Origin of the sequence: Lactobacillus sp. ESL0228 (assembly GCF_003692825.1) — a bacterium.
GTDB lineage: Bacteria > Bacillota > Bacilli > Lactobacillales > Lactobacillaceae > Lactobacillus.
In genome coordinates this window covers 291,887-313,700 of the sequence record NZ_REHJ01000008.1, presented here as the reverse complement: position 1 = coordinate 313,700, position 21,814 = coordinate 291,887, and the positions used below count along the sequence as shown (strand labels likewise).

Below are 21,814 nucleotides of genomic sequence, written 5' to 3'. Positions count from 1 at the left end.
GTAGATGGCACAAGAAGACTATTATAATGTGCTAGGCGTTAATCGAAATGCCAGTGATAAAGAAATTAACTCTGCTTATCGTAAATTAGCTAAGAAATATCACCCTGATATTAATCATGAGCCGGGTGCTGAAGAAAAATACAAAAAAATAAATGAAGCATATGAAGTTTTACATGATCAACAAAAACGTGCACAATATGATCAATTCGGCTCAGCAGGAGTAAATAATGGTCAAAGTGGATTTGGAGGTGGCCAAGGTTATGGTGACTTTGGAGGCTTCGGCGATTTTGGAGATATTTTCAACGATTTCTTTGGTGGTGGTACTGGCCAAAGGCGTGCCGATCCGACAGCACCTACACGAGGAGAAGATCTAGATTATACTCTAACGATTGATTTTATGGATGCAATTACGGGTAAAAAAACGCAAGTATCATATACTCGAAGCGAGACCTGTTCAACTTGTAATGGCAGTGGTGCAGAAAAGGGCACACATCCTATCACCTGTGATAAGTGTAACGGTACAGGATATATGACAATAACTCAAAAGTCAATGCTTGGGGTTATTCGGCGACAAACTACTTGTGATAAGTGTAATGGTCGTGGGACAATTATTCAGCATCCCTGCCAGACATGTCATGGTAAAGGTGTAATTGATAGTAAAAATACGATTGAAGTTAATATTCCAGCCGGAATTGATAATGGTCAACAACTTCGCTATGAGGGTCAAGGTGAAGCCGGTAAGAATGGTGGTGCTTATGGTGACTTATATATTAGCTATCGCATAAAACCATCTAAGGAATTTAAACGAGAAGGTACAACTATTTATACTACAGTTCCGATTTCATTTGCTCAAGCGACCCTTGGAGATGAAATCAATGTAAAAACTGTTCACGGTGATAAAAAGCTCAAGATTCCTGCGGGAACGCAACCTAATAAGAAGTTTACAATTCGCGATGAAGGTGTTCCGTATCTTCGTGGCAACGGTAATGGTGATCAAGTTACAACTGTTGAAGTTCAGATTCCAAAGTCAATCAACGAAAAGCAAAAACAGGCTTTAGTTGACTTTGTTAAAGCAGGTGGTGGTTCAATTACACCGCAGGAAAAAGGCTTTTTTGAAAGACTAAAAGATAAATTGCAATAAAAAAACGAAGCATTAAGGTAGGTGAATTACCTTAATGCTTTATTTTTATTCTCTGATAAATCATTAGATATGAAAAAATACAAAGGTTATAATTTATCAGTGCAATTAATGGTATCCTATATTTTAGAACTACTATTTCACTTGCTAAATGAGAGAAGCTATGATGAACGTAAAACAAATTTTGGATCAGCAACTGGTGGCGGATTTAAAACTGATTCCACATGAATCGAAAAACACATCCTTTAGTGGATTTAGCTATTTATACCAACAAACTATCTTTGTCAAAGTTTTTCAAGTCAAGCATAAAATGGAAACGGAAAAGAAAGTCAACCAACAGATCAATCAGCGTTATTTAACTGACTTTGTGATTGAACCGGCACAATATGTTTTAGTTATGCATAATCTCGACCTTGAAGATATTGCTAGACCGATTACACCTGATTTGGCTAGCACAATGGGAGAGGTGTTAAGTGATTTTCACCGAGAAGTAAAACCGTTTGCGGGTATTAATAAAGAGATTGATTATTGGATCATGGCGAATGAAACACTGACCAACATCTCTGCAAGTAGTTTTATTATTCATTTGCAAGAAATACTCAGTTACTTTGAGCTTTATGCAAAAACAATTGAGCAAGACATTAATCGTACCTCCAAGCATGTAATTCATGGGGATGTAGGTTTGCGCAATTATAAAATTGTTGCTGGCAGGATATGTTTGATCGACTTTGAAAAAGTTAAAATTGGACCAGTTTTTTTAGATTTCACCAAACTGTTCTACCAAGACTTTCGCAATGATCAAAAACTGAAAAAGGCGTTTTTACGTGGTTACCAGTCAAACCAAATCGATTGGCAAATAAGCAAAGTTACTGAGAATTTTCTACTTTTTATAACTGCTCTAGGAATCTTTAGCTATACCAGTCAAATTATGGATACTAATTTTGAGCAAGTAGGAATGAGAATGCTGGCTGACGTTGAGCAGTATTTATCACAGCAATAACATGTAAATGTAACGCTTTAGTTTTAACTGCTACTTTTGATTTGGTATAATAAGAAGATAGAAAAAAGGATGCAAATAATTTATGGACATTAAAAAATTACAAGATTATCAAAATCATATTCGCAACTTTTCAATTGTGGCACACATTGACCACGGTAAATCAACGATTGCCGATCGAATTCTCGAATTAACTGATACCGTTTCTGAGCGTCAATTAAAAAATCAAATGCTTGATGACATGCCGCTTGAGCGGCAGCGTGGAATCACTATCAAAATGAATTCGGTTGAAATCAAGTATCATGCAAAAGATGGTGAAGACTACATTTTTCACTTAATCGACACCCCAGGACACGTTGATTTTTCCTATGAAGTATCACGGTCGCTTGCAGCATGCGAAGGGGCTCTTTTAGTTGTTGATGCTTCACAGGGGGTTCAGGCACAGACACTGGCTAATACTTATTTGGCGATTGATGATGATTTGGAAATTTTACCCGTCATTAATAAAATAGATCTGCCATCGGCAAATCCAGAACAAGCAAAAGAAGAAATAACTGAAATGTTAGGAATTGATGCAACAGAAGCTGCTGAAGTTTCTGGCAAAACTGGTCAAGGAATCAGTGACTTATTAGAAAAGATTGTACAGGAAGTTCCCTCACCGACAGGTGATATAGAGTCACCACTGAAAGCTTTGATTTTTGACTCAAAATACGATGACTATCGCGGCGTTGTTCTGTCCATTCGTGTTGAAGATGGTATGGTTAAACCTGGAGATCATATCAAGATTATGAATACAGAAAAGGAATATGAAGTTACTGAAGTAGGAGTTTCTAGCCCACATCCAGTTAAAAAAGATCTTTTAATTGCTGGTGATGTAGGCTATTTAACAGCGAATATTAAATCTGTTCGAGAAACTCGAGTTGGAGATACGATTACCTTGTCTGATCGACCTACTCAAGAACCACTTCCGGGCTACCGTCAGATTCCACCGATGGTTTATTCTGGTATGTATCCCGTTGACAATTCTAAATATGATGATTTAAAAGAAGCATTACAAAAATTACAGCTTAATGATGCGGCTCTAGAATTTGAACCTGAAACCTCTACGGCATTAGGTTTTGGTTTTCGTTGTGGCTTTTTGGGCTTGTTGCACATGGATGTAGTGCAAGAACGACTGGAACAAGAATTTGACTTAGATTTAATTATGACTGCCCCATCGGTTGACTATCATGCTATTATGAATGATAATTCAACTAAGATAATAGATAATCCTTCTGACTTGCCTTCGGCGGGCGAATACAAAGAAGTACAGGAACCGTTTGTCAAGGCTGAGGTTATGGTGCCCAATGATTTTGTGGGTCCAGTGATGGAATTGTGTCAACGTAAGCGGGGAGAATTCGTCACTATGGATTATTTAGATAAGTACCGTGTAAATGTTATCTACAACATGCCATTAGCTGAAATTATTTATGACTTCTTTGACGATCTGAAATCTTCAACAAAGGGTTATGCTTCACTTGATTATGAGATTACGGGTTATCGAGCAACTGACTTAGTAAAGATTGATATCTTGCTAAATAAACAAGTTGTTGATGCGTTAAGTTTTATTGCTCACCGTGATGAAGCTCAAAACCGGGCTCGTCAAATGACTTCAATGCTGAAAAAGCTGATTCCGCGGCAAAACTTTGAAGTCGATATTCAAGGAGCAATTGGGGCAAAAATTATTTCTCGTGCAACTGTTAAACCATATAGAAAAGACGTTACATGGAAAATTCACACGGGTGATCCTGATCGGCGTGCTAAGCTGCTTGAAAAACAAAAACGAGGTAAAAAGCGAATGAAGGCTGTTGGTCATGTGGAAGTTCCTCAAGATGCTTTTATGGCTGTCTTAAAAATGAATGACGATGATTTATCTTCGAAATAATTATTAATTCCAGAGATGCATTTATTGATTTCCTATAATTGAGGTTAATTTTGAGTGCAGCTTTGGAATTTTTCTTAGAAATTAATCTAATGATAGAAAAAGGCGTAGTTAATTAAATGATAGAATGGAAAGAACGTTATAAAGAAACGTTAGATCCTGAATTAATTGAACAGTTTCAATTGTCTCCTGTTTCGGCAAGTTTATTGGCCTCGCGACATATAAATACGGCTGAAAAATTAGATTTTTGGCTAAATTCCACTGAAGATAGCCTAGCTGACCCCAAATTAATGCATGATCTTGTTAAAGCTGTCGAACGGATAAACCAAGCGGTTGACAATGGTGAAAAAGTTACGGTGTATGGTGATTATGATGCAGATGGGATTACTGCTACCACAATTATGGTGGAAACTTTAAGTATTCTTGGTGCCGATGTTCATTTTTTCATCCCGGATCGCTTTAAAGATGGTTATGGCCCTAATCTCGAAATTTATAAGCAAATTATAGCCAATGGTACCAAGCTGATTATTACGGTCGATAATGGTGTAACCGGAGTTGAAGAAGTTAAGTATGCCAAACAACAAGGCGTTGATACAATTATTACAGATCACCATAAAATGCAAGAAATTATTCCGCAAAGTTATGCGCTGGTTCATTCTAATTATCCGGGACAAAAATATCCGTTCGATGATTATTGTGGAGCTGGCGTTGCCTACACAATTTGTCGCGAGCTTATGCAAGACCCGATGACTGAATTGCTTGATTTGGTGATGATTGGGACAATTGGAGATATGGTTAAAGTTTCTGGTGAAGGGCATGTAATTATTAAACGAGGTCTGGAAATTCTAAATCAAACTCAGCGACCGGGGTTATTAGCCTTAATCAAAAATGCCGGATTAAATATGGGACAAATTAATGAAACAGATATTGGTTTTAGTATTGCTCCACGTTTAAATGCAGTTGGAAGATTGGCTAATGCGGGACTAGCAGTTGAATTGCTTTTGTCAGAAGATGAAGAAACTGCTCAAAAATTAGCTGATGAAGTCGAACAATTAAATGATAAACGTAAAGTTTTGACAGAAAAAGTTTACCAGAATTGCTGTCATCAAATTAAAATCAAAAATTGGTATTTACAAAACACCTTGGTTATTTATAATCCTGAGTTTCATGAAGGCGTTTTAGGATTAGTTGCCAATAAAATTGCGGATAAATTTCATAAACCGACAATTATTTTAACTAAAAATGCTGCTGGTATTATTAAAGGTTCAGGTCGATCAGTTCCAGGATTTAATCTTTTTAACGCACTTGTACCTTTGAAAGGTAAGCTACTGACTAAGTTTGGTGGACACGATTTTGCTTGTGGTTTATCCCTTGAAGAAGATAATATTGTGCCATTAAGACAAGCTTTTGAAGCTAGCTTTACGATTGCTGATACCGCGATTATCAAACAATATGACTTTGAATTACCTTTTAATCAACTTGATTTGAACATTTTATCAGAAATTAAACTTGTTGGGCCTTTTGGAACTGACAACGATCAACCAATTTTCAAAATTACTTCGCCCCAAATTAAAAATTGGTTTTTTATGGGTAAAGAAAAAAATCATATTAATTTAACCATTGAAAAGAGTAACAAGAAACTTGAGGTTGTTGGATTTAATAAAAAATTTTTAACCAAATCACTTTTACCGTATATTGGTGAACTATTTATACAACTGAAAGAAAACTGCTATCGTAAGCAAAAAAAGCTTCAAGGAATAATAGAGGGAATTGTCTTTGCTGCGCCCAAACTAGACATAGTTGAGCCGGTAATAGATTTACGGCGAGAAAAGCATGTAATGGGTTTTGCAGACCGGTATCTATTATTTGATGAAAGAAATCGATCGTTATCAGCTAACGCATTTAACCTTGATCCTAACAAAATCATCTCAATTGGTGATTATGATGGTGAGAATGAAGTTGCTGTATTGCTTGATGCGCCTCATAGTCAAAAGGAGCTTGATGCTGCTTTAACAGCTAGGTATGAACAATTATATTTACGCTTTATTCTCGATCGGCTACCTGTAAAAAAGATACCAACTAAAACTTCTTTTGAAACGGTTCTAAAATATGTTTATTCACATCCTGGACTTTCTATTGAAGATTATCGACAAGTCGGTCCGTTCATTGGATTAGATTTTCAAAGTATATTATTTATTTTGCGTGTCTTTTTTGAACTTAATTTTGTTGAATTACTTTCAGGAAAACTTTTTGGAATAAAAAATCCTTCTAAACAGTCTCTGACAGCATCAAAATATTTAATTACAACACAGTCACAAATTAACTTTGTACAACAATTGCGTCGAATGTCTAGTTCTAGACTGTTAATGTATGTAAAAAAACAACTAAAGCAGCATTAAATAGGTGCTTTTGATGCTTTTCAGTAAAAAGTTTGTTAGAATAGGTAAGTCAAAGAAGCTTTAGCAAGCAATTAAAGTTTTGGAGGTTTTATTCTTCTTATGGCAAACGTTTTTGAAAAGCATATCGCTAGTGTTAAAGATTTTCCTAATCAGGGAATCATGTTTCGGGATATTACACCCATTTTGCAAGATGGAGAATTATTTCAAATAGCAACACATAAATTGGCTGAATATGCTAAGAGTCGGAAGGCAGATGTCATTGTTGGTCCCGAAGCACGTGGATTTATCGTTGGCTGCCCAGTTGCAACTGAATTAGGACTAGGTTTTGTCCCCGCGAGAAAACCTCATAAGCTTCCTCGCGAAGTTGAACGTGCTTCATATGATCTTGAATATGGATCAAATAGTTTGGAAATGCATAAAGATGCGTTAAAACCGGGTCAAAGAGTTGTTATTTGTGACGATTTGCTAGCTACTGCTGGAACACTACGTGCATGTAAACAATTAGTTGAAGAGTTAGGTGCTCAATTGGTTGGTGCGGCATTTTATATTGAATTGCCTGATTTGAAAGGTAAAGAAAAACTTCCGGGATTGGACGTATTTTCTCTTGTACAGTATCATGGAGCATAATAACAATTATTAAACTCTTTCAAGTATTGTTAGTCGAGTTTAATGATTATTTTAGCACAAAGCTATTTAGATAGTTTTGTGCTTTTTTACTTCTTTAATTGATAATGGAAGGCTTAAAGGAGTTTCATTAAAAATAATGATTTTTGTCAATGAATTTTATTTGACTCCTTCACAGTTTAACTTATTCAGCAAAATTTGTGCTGAAAGTTAGTCTTAGTAAATTTTCTCGTAAGTAGAAGGCAAATTTTTTTACAAGCACTGGTCAAGTATATATAATAATACGGTATCTCAAAAAAGGAGAAAGGTATTATGCAATTAAGAAAAGCAACGATGGCCGACTTTGACCAAATTATTACCATTTTAAAGGATGGGGCAAATCAATTGGCTGAACGAGGAGTTAATCAATGGCAAGGTGATTATCCTTCGACAGAACAGATTAAAGAGGATATTAAAAACGGCTCAGCTTATTTAGCTTCATCAGCTGATCATGAAACTGTTGGAGCAATTTCGATTGTAAATGCACCTGATCATGCTTATGATAATTTAAATGGAAATTGGCTATGTGATACTGATAAGTATGTCGTCATTCATCGTGTGGCTATTCATTCAAATTATGCTGGTAAGGGATATGCAACAGAGCTTTTAAAATCTGTAATTAATTTTATTAAAGATCATGGTAATAATATTGATTCTATCCGAATTGATACACATGAAGATAATAAAGCTATGCAACATTTAATTGACAAGATGGGGTTCACAAAGGTTGGTACTTTACATGGTGTATACAGACCAGATGAAATTTCTTACGTTTATGAATTAAAAAAATAAGATTAAAATGACCAATTTTTACTTAAATTTTCTTGAATAATTTTTCTATTTCGTTTTGCTAGATTAATAGAAAAATGTTTTTACTTTAAAAATGTAAGAAAGAATATAATTGTCTTACAAGTTTACAATAACCGTATTTGATGATAAATCGAATGCGGTTATTTATATACAATGTGAACAAACGGATATATTTTTGTGATTTGAGAAAATATTAAAAAACACCCAAGATACGCATTTAGCAGTATTTTGGGTGTTTTATCAAATTTTGTAATTATTTATTTTTCATGATAGGTTGGTAGAAGAGATCAATAATTACTGCGGCTATGAGTGCGACAACAAAAGTAAGTAATAAATTAGTTAAATTGATTTTAGTCATCGCAATACCAAATAGTGCAAGGATTATTGTTAAAACAATGTCTGCAAGCTGAGTTAGACCAACTGATTTTGAGGGGTAATCCTGCCAGAAGTAATGTTTTGTACGAGTGATAAGAATAATAAACATTGCGCTCAATACCAAGAAGACATATACCATTGTTGATACTGTTCCATGACTATATCCATGGGTATTGAGAAAACCTATTCCTAATATTCCTATTAGAGTCCAACCAAAGGCAAGTGAAAATGCAATTTTGGCTAATTTAGCCATATTCCAATTTTCAGGCTTATAAGTAATATGAGTGCGGTCGGTTCCGATCATCATAGTAACCATATTATTCATAATAGTATATATGACCATTGCATTTAGAGCCATTGGAATGTAGTCGAAGAAAAGATAGCCAAAGGTCAAGATCATAGTCAATTGAGCCGTTCGTGCAAGTTTTGTCAATGACCAGGTAGTCATACGCTGGTAGACGCGGTGGCCTGCATCCAGAATTTTAACAATCGAAGTTAAACCATCATTTAGTAAGACCATTTTACCCGATCGCTTAGCAACATCTGCAGCATTTGAAACGGCAATTCCAACTTCGGCTTGTTTCAATGCAGGCGAGTCATTAACACCATCTCCTGTCATACCAACAATATAACCCTTGCTTTGGAAAAATTTAACTACACGTAATTTATCTTCTGGGAGAACATCAGCAATTCCAGCAAGTGTTCCCATGTCTGTCTGATCATTAAAATTATGGATTGAAATAACTTGTCCTTGCAATTCAACTTGTTTTGCTACGGCTTCAGCCGTTTTTTGATTATCTCCAGTTAACATAATTGGTAAAACGCCACGTTTTTTGAGTTCAGCTAGTGCTTTTTTTGAATCAGGACGAACTTTATCTTGCAAAATAAAGACACCAGCTAATTTGTCATCAACTAAAAGAGCAACGGACCGTCCAGCACTAAAATCAATATCCTTAACTTTATCATTTGCACTTGGATCAATTCTTGACAACTGTTTAAATGAACCTAGCTTAATATTATGATTATCAATATTAGCCATTGAATATCCAGTAGCAGACGTGAAAGGAGAGAAGTTATCAGTTGACTTCATCTTTAAATCATTACTTAAGATAAAATCTTCAATCGCGTTATCAATAATTTTTTTGTTTCTTTGATCAACAGCTGCAGAGGCTAATTGCAAAATGATATTGTCATCAAGTTCACTAAAATTAATCCATTGCGAAACGGCAGTTTTATTTTCTGTAATTGTACCGGTTTTATCAAGTAAAATCAGATTTAAATTAGCTGCATCTTGAATTCCCGTTAAATCGGAGGTTAATACTCCTTCCTTACTTAATCTGGTCGCCTCAAATGAATTAGAAAGTGCAAAAGTTGAGGGCATAGCGACTGGAATAGAGGCAATAAACATCATAGCTAAGAATGGTAACATGTTAATCAGATTTTGAATGTCGCCACCCTTAAAAAATGAAGCAATAACAATTACAAGTGTTAAAATCCCATCTAATATACAAAGATAGTAAATAATTTTAGTTAATAATTGCTGTAAATGTCCCGGTGCAGCTGAATTATTGATCAAATTAATAGTTTTTCCTGAACGAGAATTAGCTCCAGTTGCAACAACTACTGCTAAGCCATTACCTTCAGTCACAGTAGTACCGGCAAAAGCAGTATCGGGAGGATTTTTGCGAACAGTTTTAGATTCACCAGTGATTGAACTTTCATCACTTGAAATTTGACCGTCAATTAATTTTACGTCAGCAGCAAGAACATCTCCCTGTTGAATACTTATTAAATCGCCAGGAACTAGGTATTTTGAATCAATATTTTGCCATTGACCATCGCGCTTAACGGAATTTGTAGGTGTCAATTTGTGTGAAATATCGTTTAGGACACGTCGCGATTGTTTTTTCTTTGAAGCACCATTCCAGGCAGCGAAAAGCAACATTAGTAACACGAAAAAAGATTGGATCCATTTACCTAAAATGCATTCTAAAAGTAGAGCTGCCTCCAAAATCCAAGCTGATAAATTCCACAATTTAGATAAAAATTCTTTAAAAAAATTGAATTGAGGTTCTGGGACTTCATTAAGTCCATTTTTTTTAAGAAGTTTATCTGCTTCGGCTTGACTTAAGCCGTTATTTTTTTCAGACATAATTACCCTTTCTTGATATTATAAATAATCTTTATCTAAATTAGCACAATTAGTTGATTTTTTCTAGCAAATGGAAGTAGACAAGTAGGGGAGTATTTAAACCTGCTAAATTTGAAAAAACTTTATGTAAGCCTAATTCTATGATTGTTAAGCTTTAATTTTGGGGGGATTTTGCAATTAGGTAGTAATTTTTAAAAGCATTCTTTTATTGGAAACAAAAAAAGCTTGCATCGCAAGCTTTTTTGAATTGACTAGTTAGTCTTTATCAACATTATCTGGGAATGTAGCTAAACGCTCACCTTCGCCAAGTTCTTCTTCAATTTCAAGTAGACGGTTGTACTTCTCAACACGTTCTGAACGAGCTGGGGCACCAGTCTTCAATTGACCACCGTTAACGGCAACTGCAAAATCAGCGATAAATGTGTCGCCAGTTTCACCTGAACGGTGAGAAATCATGGTGTTGTAACCATTCTTACGTGAAAGTCGAATAGTTTCCAATGTTTCAGTAACAGTACCGATTTGATTTAACTTAATTAATGAAGCATTACCGGCACCTTCCTTAATGGCTTTGTTTAAAAGCTTAGGATTAGTACAGATGAAATCGTCCAAAACAATTTGAATTCTGTCTTTGTGACTTTGGGTAAACTTAATCATACCTTCTACGTCATTTTCGTCGTATGGGTCTTCAATTGAAATTAATTCTGGAAATTCTTCCAATAACTTGTCATAGTAATCGGCTAATTGATCATCATCAAAGACTTTACCTTCAAAGTGATATTTGCCATCTTCTTTGTTGTAGAAATATGAAGCAGCACAGTCACACGCAATAGCAATGTCTTCACCTGGCTTGTAACCAGCTTTAACAATAGCATCATGTAATGCTTGCAAAGCTTCTTCTGAGTTCTTCATGTTAGGAGCAAAACCACCCTCATCGCCAAGGCCAGTTTCGTAACCCATGTCTTCAAGAACTTTCTTCAAAGTATGGTAAGTGTTAACGATCTTTTCAAAACCATCACGGAATGATGTCTTTTTAACAGGGGTGATCATGAATTCTTGAACATCGATGCCGTTGTCAGCATGCTCACCACCATTGATAACATTGTGGAAAGTTTGTGGCATTTCTAGATCAGTTCCGCCAAGGTATCTGTACAAAGGTTGGTGACTATCTTTAGCAGCAGCGGCGGCAGTTGCCATAGATACACCTAAAATTGCGTTAGCACCAAGTTTAGCCTTGTTTGGGGTACCATCTAATTCGATCATAACGTGGTCAATGTTAGCTTGATCGTGTGGATCTAAGCCTTTTAATGCTTTAGCAATCTTAGTATTGACATTTTCAACTGCTTTAGAAACACCTTTACCGCCAACACGTTTACCACCGTCACGCAATTCAACAGCTTCGTTTTCACCAGTTGAAGCACCTGATGGAACTTCGGCTTTTCCAACTACACCATTTGAAAGGGTAACAAAAGCCTCAACAGTTGGGTTACCACGTGAATCATAGATTTCCAGTGCATGAACATTTTCAATGACTGATTTTAACATCTAAAAACCTCCTAAATATTAAATGTTGTGCAACCGCACATACATTATTGGAGCAACAGCTCCATCTCTACAAAATAAATTTTAGACTAAGTTTGTGATTATGTAAACATTTGTAAACGATTTCTAATATTAAAAATTTCCAAAAACATTTTGTCGCTTTTTCTAGCATTTTGCATTATTATTTAACTATACAAATTAAAGTTTAGTTGGTTTATTTGATTTAAGGATATACAATACATGGAAAAAGTAAAATTAATAGTAGATTCTAGTGCTAATGAACAAGCATCTGACAAGTTAACGGTAGTTCCATTAACAATAACAATTGCTGGTCAAGATTTTATCGATAATGAAACCCTTGATATGGAAACCTTTATTTCTGATATGAACAAAAATACTGAAGAAGGTAAGACCTCATGCCCTAGCATTAATGACTGGCTTGAAGCACTTGAAGGAAGTACAAAGGCAATTATGTTAACAATAACTAGCGGATTAAGCGGCAGCTTTTCTTCTGCTTATCAAGCAAAACAAATTTATGAAAAGGATCATCCTGGTAGTAGCGTAATTGTTGTAGATTCAAGAACTGCTGGTCCAGAGGTTGCAATGATTCAACATAAGATTGAACACCTAGCTGAAAGTCAAGTTCGTTTTTTGGATTTGGAACAAAAAATTGCAAAATATAAAACGCATACCCATTTATTGTTTATCCTGCAATCACTACATAATTTGGCATTAAATGGCCGTGTTAATATGGCCGTGGCTAAGGTTGCTAAGATGTTAAAAATTGATCTAGTAGGCACAGCAAGTGAAGAGGGAAAACTGGAACCAATTTCCAAAGTTCGGGGTATGAAACGAGCTTTAGGAGAAGTTATAAAGCTGATGACTGAAATGAAATATCAAGGGGGGCGAGTAATTATTGATCATTGTAAGAATGAAAAAGATGCAAATATATTAAAGGATAAAATAATTGCTTTGTATCCAGATGCTAATATAGTTATTCGACCAATGATGGGATTATGTGCCTTTTATGGAGAAGAGGGAAGCCTGATGATTGGCTTTGAAGGATAAATGAGTAAAATTGACAGAAGCACTTTGTTTCTGGGTACTAAAAATTAAAAATGAACAGACTGGCTTTTAAAGAAAGCCATTTTTGTTTCAAAAAATCAGGAAACGCTATAAAAGTAATTTCACCACAAGTTATTATTGCAACTAAGCTTGAAGAACAAGAAGATCTTTTAAAAAAGTACCAAACATCGCTTAAATTAAAAGCAATGTTTGGTACTTTTTTAGTTTAATTGGTTGGATTCTTAGAAAAACAAAAGAAAAATTTGCTGTGATAAGGTAAAACAGAAGACAGCTAAAGAAGTTGCACCAATAACGTCTGAAGGATAGTGAGCTTTAAGACTAAGTCGAGAAATGACCACCATAACCCAAATTGCAGTCAGAGTAATTAAAAGTCCACTACCAAATTCATTTGCAAATATTTTCCAGATAATAAGAACCATTATTGTGGTTCCTAAAACATGTCCACTAGGAAAACTATAGCCGTCTTCAAGGTTTGAATGTTTAATAGGACGTTTCCGGTGCATCCATTTCTTAAGTAGCAACCCAGTTAAATCAGTAAAACCTAGTGTAAAAAGAACCCAAAAAGCAGTTAGATTTTTTTCTTCATTGATTAAAAAGCTGGCAAGAAAAATATCCCAAACTACTAAAAGTTTTGGATCATTGATAAAAGCGATTATTTGCCAGCTGTAGCCGTCATGACGTCTAATTAATTTGTGGTGCAGCCAATGGTCAAACAGATTAAACCGACGTGAATTTTTAATGTTAAAAATAAGTAGCACCAATATTAGAGCGGACATAATGGCAATCCAGATATTTGAACACAAGATAAATTCCTACCTATCAAACTTTATTCGACTGTATTTTACCAGTTACCAAGGTTTCAATATACTTTAAAGGACACTCTTGAGTAAAAATTAAGAAAATTGCTAGTTATAAATGTTTTTTGTCATTAACTTGTTATTGGTTTAGTTAGAATTATAAACAATTAATTTTAAAAATTTAGTCAAATGTAATTGAATATTCCTAGGCAAAAATATTTTTTGCTTCATTAAAATATTTCTGCATGACTTAATAAATCAAGCTCTAATGCATGTCTTAGAAACTTAGCTTGAAAAAATGCCAACTTTGATTATAAGATATTATAATCTTAAAAGTCCAAATAGGAGAAATTAGAGGATGAAAAAACAAGAAACAGTTTTACTGAATTACTCTAACTTGTTTTTGTTTAGTTTTGTGAAAGTACGATTTTTTAGATTATTTAGTTAACTTTTTTAAATAATATTAATTTAAGAGAGGAATTAATTATGAAAAATGCAACAAAAAAAATACAATTTTATTTGCTAAAAAATGCGGATTTAATTGAAATACGCGGAGGCAAACATTCTGAAACAAATTTATTAAATAAATACATACATAAATACATGGGTTTTTTTAGAAGTCTCAAAGACTAAAGAAATTAAAGCTAAAGGGTTTTTATTATAATCAAAAATAATTTTGTTCTACTTAAAATTAATAAAAACATATTACTGCTACCTACAGACTTATAGCAAAGATTGTCTAATGAAAAAGTTGATTAATCTAAGAGAGAAGTAGGCTAGAAATTATTTTTTGTGAGTTTTTTTATATTAAAAGGACTAAAAAAAACTATTGTTGTAATAATAAATGTGGTAATCAAAACATATGTAATTGAAGCTAAAGTAACTAAAATATTATTTATATAATCTGTCGAATAAGAAGAAAAAAGGTAGTTGTTTTTAAATAATAAACAGCAATTTAGTATAAGAAAAATAAAAATAGAACATAAAAGAAGGACAAGTGCTTTTGGTTCAGAAAATTTACTCCATTCAGAATAAAAATTAAGATAAACAATATTGATTATAAAAGCTATAAATGGAGTATATTTAATAATCAATTTAAATCCAAAAAATCTCAGATAAGTCATTACGGCAAATGCACATAATAATAAATATAGTATAACGGTTAACGGCTTTTTTTTCTTTTTTACATTATTGTCTTTTTTTAATTTTGTATCTTGTATACTACCTAGCTCATCAAGTGAAATTTCAAATATACTACAAAGCTTAGAAAGCATTTCAATATTTGGTGTACTACGATCATTTTCCCAGCTTGATACTGTTTTACGAGAAACTAGTAATTTTTTAGCCAATTGTTCTTGTGTAAGACCATATTTAATACGATAATGTTTAATTTTGTCTCCTAATTCCATCTTTATGACTTTCTATTAAAAAATTTAAATCATGTGTACATACATAATGACATTCAAGCATTATTGGTTTAAAAAGACAATATAATATTTAAAAATTATAAAAGATAAATTTTATATCAATTATTTGTGATTTTTTCAGTACCAATTGTTGAGATGATATTTTCTTAGAAATCATTTTTATGGCTTACTGTAGAGTACATCAAGTAATAACTTTTAATATCATACTATTGAAAATGTTTTTTAAAAAATTGTTTGGGGGTATAGAAGAGGGGAGACTAAAATGAAAAAAAACGGGATTATAGAAAGCTTAATGGATATCCATAACCATATTTCTAAATGGAAAAGATTAAATATGGATAAATTAGAGAAAAAAAATACTTTTTTAAAATTCGATTCCCGTTTATGGTTTTGTGTTTTCATGGTATTGCAAGATTTAAATTTTAATTATGGGGGTAACGAATCTGTAAGTGTTATGGGCCCACTTTTTGTTTTTGATGTATTTGCAGAAATATGGACTGGCTTTTGTTATCAATGTGCTATCATTAAAGAAATTAACGCTAATAATATCAATGATTCAATGAAAAGATGGATTTTAATTAATACATCTATAAGAATGAGCTTGATTATTGTTAGCATCATGCTTTCAATTTGTACTTATACTAAAATGAAATTTAATCTTTGGTCAGTACTAATATTTTCAATAATAGCTAGCTTAATAGGAGATGGACTTCAAGTTTGTTTTTTAATAAAGAAAAACTGTTGGGAAAATTAATGTTACTTTGAATTTTCGAATAAGTTTCAAAAATCGCGAGAAAAATGTTAATAATAATTGTTTGTCTTTGCTTAAATTCTTTTGCATCAAATAATAATCCGTTTTTCAAAAAATTTATTAAGCGATTTCTACATGACTTAATAAATCAAGCTCTAATGCATATCTTAGAAACTTAGCTTGAAAAAGTGCCAGTTTTAATCATAAGATATTACAATCTTAAAAGTCTAAATAGGAGAAATTAGACGATGAAAAAACAAGAAACAGTTTTCGAAGCGTTAAAAGATATTTATCATCATCTGAAAGAATGGTCAGATCCTAGCTCTGCTTTAAAAAAGGGTAATCTCTTGCCACTAGCGATTGTAATTTTTGGTTTTTCAATTCTAATTGTCTATATTCCGCAAGAGCCATTCATTTTTTCTGGAACAATTCTTGAAAATTTACAACTTGGAAATAGACCTGATATTAATTATTCAGATATTAGTGAAGCATGTCGAATTGCACAAATAAAAAATGATATTGAGTCTATGCCATTGCAGTACAACACAAAGCTAGATGAAAATGGTGCCGGACTGTCAGGTGGTTAAAAGCAGCGTTTGACTATTGCAAGAGCACTACTTTCTCCAGCACAAGTGCTAATTTTTGATGAATCGACAAGTAATTTAGATGCTCTAACTGAAGCAAATTTAGTAAATGAACTACTTAAGCTTCGTAAAACTGTAATCTTTATTGCTCACCGTTTATCGATTGCACGGAAAACTAATAATATTGTAGTTTTAAAAAAAGGAAGAATAGCTGAACAAGGTAGCCACTACAAATTATTAACCAAAAAGGGTGAATACTACCGGCTTTTGAATGCAACAGGTGAGTTAAATGAATAAATATGAACTAGAAAGCAGTGATTATTATAACAAGCATTTTAAGAATTTTTCTATAATAATTATTTTACCAAGTATAATTTTATTACTGATACTAGTGATTTTATTTTCATTTTTACCACATGAGTCAGTGTTAAAGTTAAAAGGTCAGATTGAGCCCATTGGTATAATTGAAACAATTCAAATGAATACTGAATTAAAACCTAAACAAAAATACTATTTTGAAGGTCAAAAGGTAAAACAAGGGCAGGTATTAGCTTCGTATAGAAATTCTAAAAACAGAATAGTAAAAATGAAGGCCAAGCAATCAGGCCTAGTTCATGTGGATTTTTTAAAAAAAGCTAAGCAAATAAACGAAATAATAGAAATTTATCCTAAATTAGGAGTAAACGATAGGGTAAAAATCATAGCCTTTGTGCCAAGTAACAACATTAGTTTAATAAAAAAAGGACAGGAACTGATATTAAATATTAAACAAAGTGAATCTTTAACAACATCTATTTTTGGAAAAATTAATACAGTGGGGATAAAGTCTATTACTATAGGTAATAATGATTTTTATTTAGTTGAGGCTCAAACCAAATTATCAGCTAAGCAGGCGAAAATAATTCGCTACGGCATGAAGGGTGATGCAGCAATTCTAATAAAAAAAGAAAACGCTCTATCTTATTTTATAAATCAATTATTTAGAAAAAATTAAAAAGGCGGTTTTATATGCTGAAAATTGAACATCTTAGTAAAAAGTTTGGTGACAAGGTCGCACTGGATGATATTGGTTTTGTAGCTGAATCCGGTAAAATTTTAGGACTAATTGGTCAAAATGGTGCTGGTAAAACTACAACTTTTCATAGTATTTTGAACTTTATTAGCTATGACGGTAAGATTTCCTGGGAAAATAAACAGATAAATGAAGATAATTTTGATCAAATTGGTTATTTACCTGAAGAGCGCAGTTTGATGAAAGAGTTGACGCTTCAAAATCAAATTATTTATTATGCTCAACTCAAAGGGATGAAAAAGCAAGATATTTTAAGTAAAATCGATGCTTGGCTAGATCGCTTTGAGGTCAATGGAAATAAATCTGACAAAATAAAGACTTTATCAAAGGGTAATCAGCAGAAAGTACAGTTGATCTGTACTTTGATTCATCAACCAAAATTAATTATCTTAGACGAACCATTTAGTGGGCTTGATCCAATTAATGCGGAATTACTAAAAACGGCAATTCTAGACGCTAAGAATAATGGAGCTATCATTATTTATTCAAGTCATGATATGGTGAATGTTGAGGAAATTTGCGATTCACTTTTGATGCTCAGAAAAGGCCAGGTAATTTTAAAAGGTCCGGTTGAAGAAGTTCGAAATTCGTTTTCTAAAAATGAAATTCTTGTCAAAACAGCTACACCGCTAGCAGAACTAATTAAATTGCCACATGTTCAAACTGTTGAGCAGAGGAAAAATAATCGCTATTTATTAAGAATAGATGACGAAAAAAGCGGTCCAGAAGTCTTTGCAGCTTTGACAAAAGATCAGTATATTGAAGAATATCAGCAGCAAGCACCAACTTTAGCTGAAATTTTTCGGATGAAAGCGAGTGAGAAGAATGCGTAAATTTGCTATTGTTGTTTGGCACACATTTTACAAACAAGTAAAATCATGGTCATTCGTGATGTTATTTTCAGTACCACTTTTGCTCTTAGCTGTTACATTTGGAACCGAATACTTCATTATTAACAGCATGGGTGACACTTATGCTGTTGTCAGCAATAATCCGGAGATAAGTAAACCTTTTGTAAAAGCTAATGCTGAAGATTACGTTGATGACACTATCAAAACAGTTTCAATTGCTAAAAAGAGTTTACAAAATGTTGATATTGACGGTTATGTTGATATTGAAGTTAAACGTGGTCAAATTCAAGCCGATTATTTTGGTACTAAGAAAATTGATTCAAAGTTTAAAAAGAGATTAGTAAAATACCTGAAACAACTTCAAAATGAGCGTAGCAAGAAAGATTCTAAACTAAACTCATCTCAGACTCATCTGACTCCAGTATTAAGCGAGCACTTGCAGAAGATGACCATTAATCTCGGTGAAGATCCTTATCTATTTTTATCGACTATATTTGGAATTATGTTTGTTATCGTTGGTATTTATACTAATATTACCGCACAAGAAATTGCTGCTGATAAAGGGACAAAGATAATTGAGGTTATTTTTTCAAGCATTTCTGCCGTTAAATATTTCACTGGAAAAATTACTGGCATTTTAGGGCTTGTAGTTTTTCAATTATTGATTTATTTAATCATTGGAGCTACTGGGCTAGAAATGATTAAACATATACCGCAAGCTGCTCCTTTTATGGCGCAAACTAATTTATTAGCTTACGCCCGAGATATTGTCCAAAGTCTTTTAGGAATTAAACTAGTATATCTTTTATTGGGAATAATTCTATTCATGATTTTGGCGGCATATTGTGGAGCAGTGGTCAAACGGACAGAAGATGCTTCAAAAGCTGCACAGCCAGTTACTTACTTCTCATTTGTTATCTTATTTATTGGATTAATATCAAGCAATATCAGTACACTAAAGAATCCGATTATAGTTTTTTTATCCTTTATTCCTGGATTCTCATCGTTTTTCATGCCTTTACGCTTAATTACTAAAACGGCTAATAATTGGGAGAGTGCCTTTTCTTTACTTATTTTAATTGGATGCATTGGTTTATTAGTATTTTCTGTTGGCAAATCATATAAACGGTTAATGTTGCAAAACGATAGTAAGCCATTTTGGCAAAAATTAAAGAAGTCATAGTTAAAATGGATAACAATTATAAGAACAAATTTGGCAAAATTGTAAAATTAATTTTGCAGTTTTGCCAATATCATGTATAATTATGATTGTTGTGGAGAGTTGGCAGAGTGGTAATGCACCGGACTCGAAATCCGGCGAACCAAGTATTCCTTGGCGCGCAGGTTCAAATCCTGTACTCTCCTTAATACAGTGCTTGAAAACATTGATATAACAGCATTTAAAATATAAATGTTCGCCAAATGCTCGCCGAAGTAATAAAAATGACTTATCTAAATTAATAGATAGGTCATTTTTATATCTCATTAAGTATGTTCTCAATTTTGTCATCTTGTTGAGCCTTATATTCTTCTAACATGTAAGCATATGCTTTGGCTGTTATAGTCATATTTGAGTGTCCTAAACGCTTAGAAATAGCATATAGATCAATTCCTTTAAAAAGAAGCATAGCCACATGTGTGTGTCTTAGACTATGAAAATGGAAACCACTTCGATTAATATTGCATTCTTTTAAGTGGATGCGCAAAACTTTATTTATGCCAGCGGGTGATGGAAGCTTACCATTTTTGTCTGCAAAGACAAATCTTTGATTATTAGTGTTAAGCTGTTGCAATAAATTTAGCAAACTATTATTGACTCTAATCGTTCTAACAGAAGAAGGGGTTTTAGGTTCTTTAAGCTTGTTATTGATATAATCGTAAGTCTTAGTGATTGAAATGGTATTTCTTTTAAAATTAATATCAGTCCATTCAAGAGCCATGATTTCGCCAATTCGCATTCCAGTATAAAGCGCAGTTATTATCATGTAACGACTAGTAAAACGTGGATTAATTTTATTTTTTAAATTTGCAAGTAATGCAACAACTTCTTTATTAGTTAAATAATCAACCGTTCTAGTTTTGTCTTTATCCCAAATTAAATTAATTCGTTTAGTAAAATCAGTGGTAATAATCTTATCTGCAATTGCGTCATTCACGCAAGCGCTAATTGTACTATGATTTTTTTGTACTGTTATTTTAGCGTGTTTGCTACCATATTCGTTAATAAATTTTTGATATTGAGATCGACTAATTTTACTTAGTTTTTGATTTTTAAAATATTCTTTTAGGTGCTTGTAAATTTGGTAATATCTATCAACAGAAGTGGTTGTCTTACCGGGGATGCGATAAGTTTTGGCCCAATCTAAAAAGTATTCAATAAAAATGGGGTCATAATTTGTTATTTGATTTTTGTCTTTAGCAACTTCGAATTCATTAGCCCACTTTTTAGCTTGAGTCTTAGTGGCAAAGCCACTTTTGGTTTTATACTTCCTAGTATTGTCTGTGTCATACCACGATACTTGTGCTTGCCAACTGTTGCCGCGTTTTTTGAAATATGCCATATTTATTTTTCCTTATTAATTTGCTAAAATAGGATAGACAAAAAGCTTTGGCTAATTGCCTACATGTGAAGCCTTTAAGAATAGTTTTCCAGACGGGTTCTTAAGGGCTTTTTTGTTTTATTCATAATCGGCTAATTCCGTTGAAAAACGGCTGTTGATCCCATATTGTTACAAAAAATTACAATTCTATCTTTTTTATTATCTATCTCCTTAGGTTGTTTTCTATGATATTTGTCATCGTAGATTGGAACATTTTTAGGGTAATAGTCTATTTCCCACAAGATTGCATCATCACTAACAGATCTTAGCGATTTCTTATACATTGAAAATGCGAGCTTTCTCTTTTTCTTGTTGTTATCAGTCATATATTTACCTTGAAAAGTAATGTATCCGTTGTATGCAGTTATTTTATGTTTGTGTACCTTTAAAGTAGATAGTTTCTTAGGATCTAACTTATACCAAGTGATGCCTTTATGGTAATCATTGTGCATTCCTGCAACTTGCTTCCATTTACCCAATAAGCTAGTGTAGTTTCCTTTTTTAATTTGCTTAAAGTCCATTTTTGATGCAGCACTGGTTGTAGCTGATGTGGCATTAATTGTAGTGCTACTAGTAGTTATCAGTCCTAAACCCATTAATAGTGCACTGAATACTACAGCTATTAGTTTTTTCATAATTAACCTCATTATAA

Annotated in this window: 18 protein-coding genes, 1 tRNA gene and 1 pseudogene; 14 read left to right on the top strand and 6 right to left on the bottom strand. The window is 33.2% G+C overall.

Translation table 11 applies throughout. The annotated features are described in order from the left end of the window. The first annotated feature begins 4 nt into the window (after positions 1 to 4). The 6 genes from dnaJ (at position 5) to F5ESL0228_RS04990 (ending at position 7,910) form a co-directional block, all read left to right on the top strand. Complete coding sequence (gene dnaJ / locus F5ESL0228_RS05015; protein WP_122018376.1) at positions 5 to 1,141, top strand: molecular chaperone DnaJ; 1,137 nt, start codon at positions 5 to 7, stop codon at positions 1,139 to 1,141. A 160-nt stretch (positions 1,142 to 1,301) separates the two neighbouring features. Further along, a complete protein-coding gene (locus tag F5ESL0228_RS05010) occupies positions 1,302 to 2,138 on the top strand; it encodes a phosphotransferase (protein WP_158592494.1) in 837 nt (278 codons plus the stop codon). A gap of 82 nt (positions 2,139 to 2,220) precedes the next feature. After that, the gene (gene lepA / locus F5ESL0228_RS05005) at positions 2,221 to 4,059 is read left to right on the top strand and encodes a translation elongation factor 4 (RefSeq protein ID WP_122023058.1); all 1,839 of its coding nucleotides are present in this window, start codon (positions 2,221 to 2,223) and stop codon (positions 4,057 to 4,059) included. Between the two features lie 119 nt (positions 4,060 to 4,178). After that, positions 4,179 to 6,455, top strand: a complete 2,277-nt coding sequence (gene recJ / locus F5ESL0228_RS05000) for a single-stranded-DNA-specific exonuclease RecJ (protein ID WP_122023212.1) — start codon at positions 4,179 to 4,181, stop codon at positions 6,453 to 6,455. Positions 6,456 to 6,554: 99 nt separating this feature from the next. Continuing rightward, on the top strand, positions 6,555 to 7,082 hold the full coding sequence (locus F5ESL0228_RS04995; RefSeq protein WP_122018373.1) for an adenine phosphoribosyltransferase: 528 nt from the start codon (positions 6,555 to 6,557) through the stop codon (positions 7,080 to 7,082). 309 nt (positions 7,083 to 7,391) lie between these two features. Further along, entirely contained in the window at positions 7,392 to 7,910 is a 519-nt protein-coding gene (locus F5ESL0228_RS04990) for a GNAT family N-acetyltransferase (protein ID WP_122018372.1), read from the top strand. A gap of 271 nt (positions 7,911 to 8,181) precedes the next feature. On the opposite strand, the gene F5ESL0228_RS04985 is transcribed toward F5ESL0228_RS04990, so the two are convergent. Beyond that, positions 8,182 to 10,455 carry an HAD-IC family P-type ATPase gene (locus F5ESL0228_RS04985; protein WP_122023057.1) on the bottom strand — a complete coding sequence of 758 codons (2,274 nt, stop codon included), beginning with the start codon at positions 10,453 to 10,455 and terminating at the stop codon, positions 8,182 to 8,184. A 255-nt stretch (positions 10,456 to 10,710) separates the two neighbouring features. Then, on the bottom strand, positions 10,711 to 11,997 hold the full coding sequence (gene eno / locus F5ESL0228_RS04980) for a phosphopyruvate hydratase (protein WP_122018370.1): 1,287 nt from the start codon (positions 11,995 to 11,997) through the stop codon (positions 10,711 to 10,713). A gap of 237 nt (positions 11,998 to 12,234) precedes the next feature. Here eno and F5ESL0228_RS04975 point away from each other — a divergent pair, with 237 nt between their 5' ends. After that, entirely contained in the window at positions 12,235 to 13,062 is an 828-nt protein-coding gene (locus F5ESL0228_RS04975; protein WP_122023056.1) for a DegV family protein, read from the top strand. A gap of 239 nt (positions 13,063 to 13,301) precedes the next feature. Here F5ESL0228_RS04975 and F5ESL0228_RS04970 read toward each other — a convergent pair whose 3' ends face one another. Continuing rightward, positions 13,302 to 13,856: a phosphatase PAP2 family protein gene (locus tag F5ESL0228_RS04970; RefSeq protein WP_122023211.1), complete on the bottom strand. Its 555-nt coding sequence runs from the start codon at positions 13,854 to 13,856 to the stop codon at positions 13,302 to 13,304. A gap of 507 nt (positions 13,857 to 14,363) precedes the next feature. Between F5ESL0228_RS04970 and F5ESL0228_RS08315 the strand changes: the two genes are divergently transcribed. Further along, positions 14,364 to 14,510: a hypothetical protein gene (locus F5ESL0228_RS08315; RefSeq protein ID WP_158592493.1), complete on the top strand. Its 147-nt coding sequence runs from the start codon at positions 14,364 to 14,366 to the stop codon at positions 14,508 to 14,510. A gap of 143 nt (positions 14,511 to 14,653) precedes the next feature. Here the strand turns inward: F5ESL0228_RS08315 and F5ESL0228_RS04965 are convergent, their stop codons facing one another. Next, positions 14,654 to 15,286, bottom strand: coding sequence for a helix-turn-helix transcriptional regulator (locus F5ESL0228_RS04965; protein ID WP_122023055.1), 633 nt, complete (start codon positions 15,284 to 15,286; stop codon positions 14,654 to 14,656). A 280-nt stretch (positions 15,287 to 15,566) separates the two neighbouring features. Here F5ESL0228_RS04965 and F5ESL0228_RS04960 point away from each other — a divergent pair, with 280 nt between their 5' ends. From F5ESL0228_RS04960 to F5ESL0228_RS04930, 6 genes and pseudogenes are all read left to right on the top strand, one after another. Continuing rightward, positions 15,567 to 16,058 carry a hypothetical protein gene (locus tag F5ESL0228_RS04960; RefSeq protein ID WP_090092159.1) on the top strand — a complete coding sequence of 164 codons (492 nt, stop codon included), beginning with the start codon at positions 15,567 to 15,569 and terminating at the stop codon, positions 16,056 to 16,058. A gap of 383 nt (positions 16,059 to 16,441) precedes the next feature. Next, a pseudogene (locus tag F5ESL0228_RS08490) lies at positions 16,442 to 16,936 on the top strand (ATP-binding cassette domain-containing protein); the annotation flags it as partial. Beyond that, a complete protein-coding gene (locus F5ESL0228_RS04945; RefSeq protein WP_122018365.1) occupies positions 16,929 to 17,633 on the top strand; it encodes an HlyD family efflux transporter periplasmic adaptor subunit in 705 nt (234 codons plus the stop codon). The pseudogene F5ESL0228_RS08490 and the gene F5ESL0228_RS04945, both read left to right, overlap by 8 nt. 14 nt (positions 17,634 to 17,647) lie before the next feature. Then, positions 17,648 to 18,544, top strand: coding sequence for an ABC transporter ATP-binding protein (locus F5ESL0228_RS04940; RefSeq protein ID WP_122018364.1), 897 nt, complete (start codon positions 17,648 to 17,650; stop codon positions 18,542 to 18,544). Next, positions 18,537 to 19,745 carry an ABC transporter permease gene (locus tag F5ESL0228_RS04935; RefSeq protein ID WP_122023052.1) on the top strand — a complete coding sequence of 403 codons (1,209 nt, stop codon included), beginning with the start codon at positions 18,537 to 18,539 and terminating at the stop codon, positions 19,743 to 19,745. Before F5ESL0228_RS04940 ends, F5ESL0228_RS04935 begins: the two co-directional genes overlap by 8 nt. A gap of 93 nt (positions 19,746 to 19,838) precedes the next feature. Then, a tRNA-Ser gene (locus F5ESL0228_RS04930) sits at positions 19,839 to 19,927 on the top strand. A 110-nt stretch (positions 19,928 to 20,037) separates the two neighbouring features. Here F5ESL0228_RS04930 and F5ESL0228_RS04925 read toward each other — a convergent pair. Together F5ESL0228_RS04925 and F5ESL0228_RS04920 are read right to left on the bottom strand one after the other, a co-directional pair. Next, positions 20,038 to 21,123: a tyrosine-type recombinase/integrase gene (locus F5ESL0228_RS04925; RefSeq protein ID WP_122023051.1), complete on the bottom strand. Its 1,086-nt coding sequence runs from the start codon at positions 21,121 to 21,123 to the stop codon at positions 20,038 to 20,040. A gap of 131 nt (positions 21,124 to 21,254) precedes the next feature. Next, a complete protein-coding gene (locus F5ESL0228_RS04920; protein WP_122023050.1) occupies positions 21,255 to 21,797 on the bottom strand; it encodes a DUF6287 domain-containing protein in 543 nt (180 codons plus the stop codon). Positions 21,798 to 21,814: the final 17 nt, after the last annotated feature.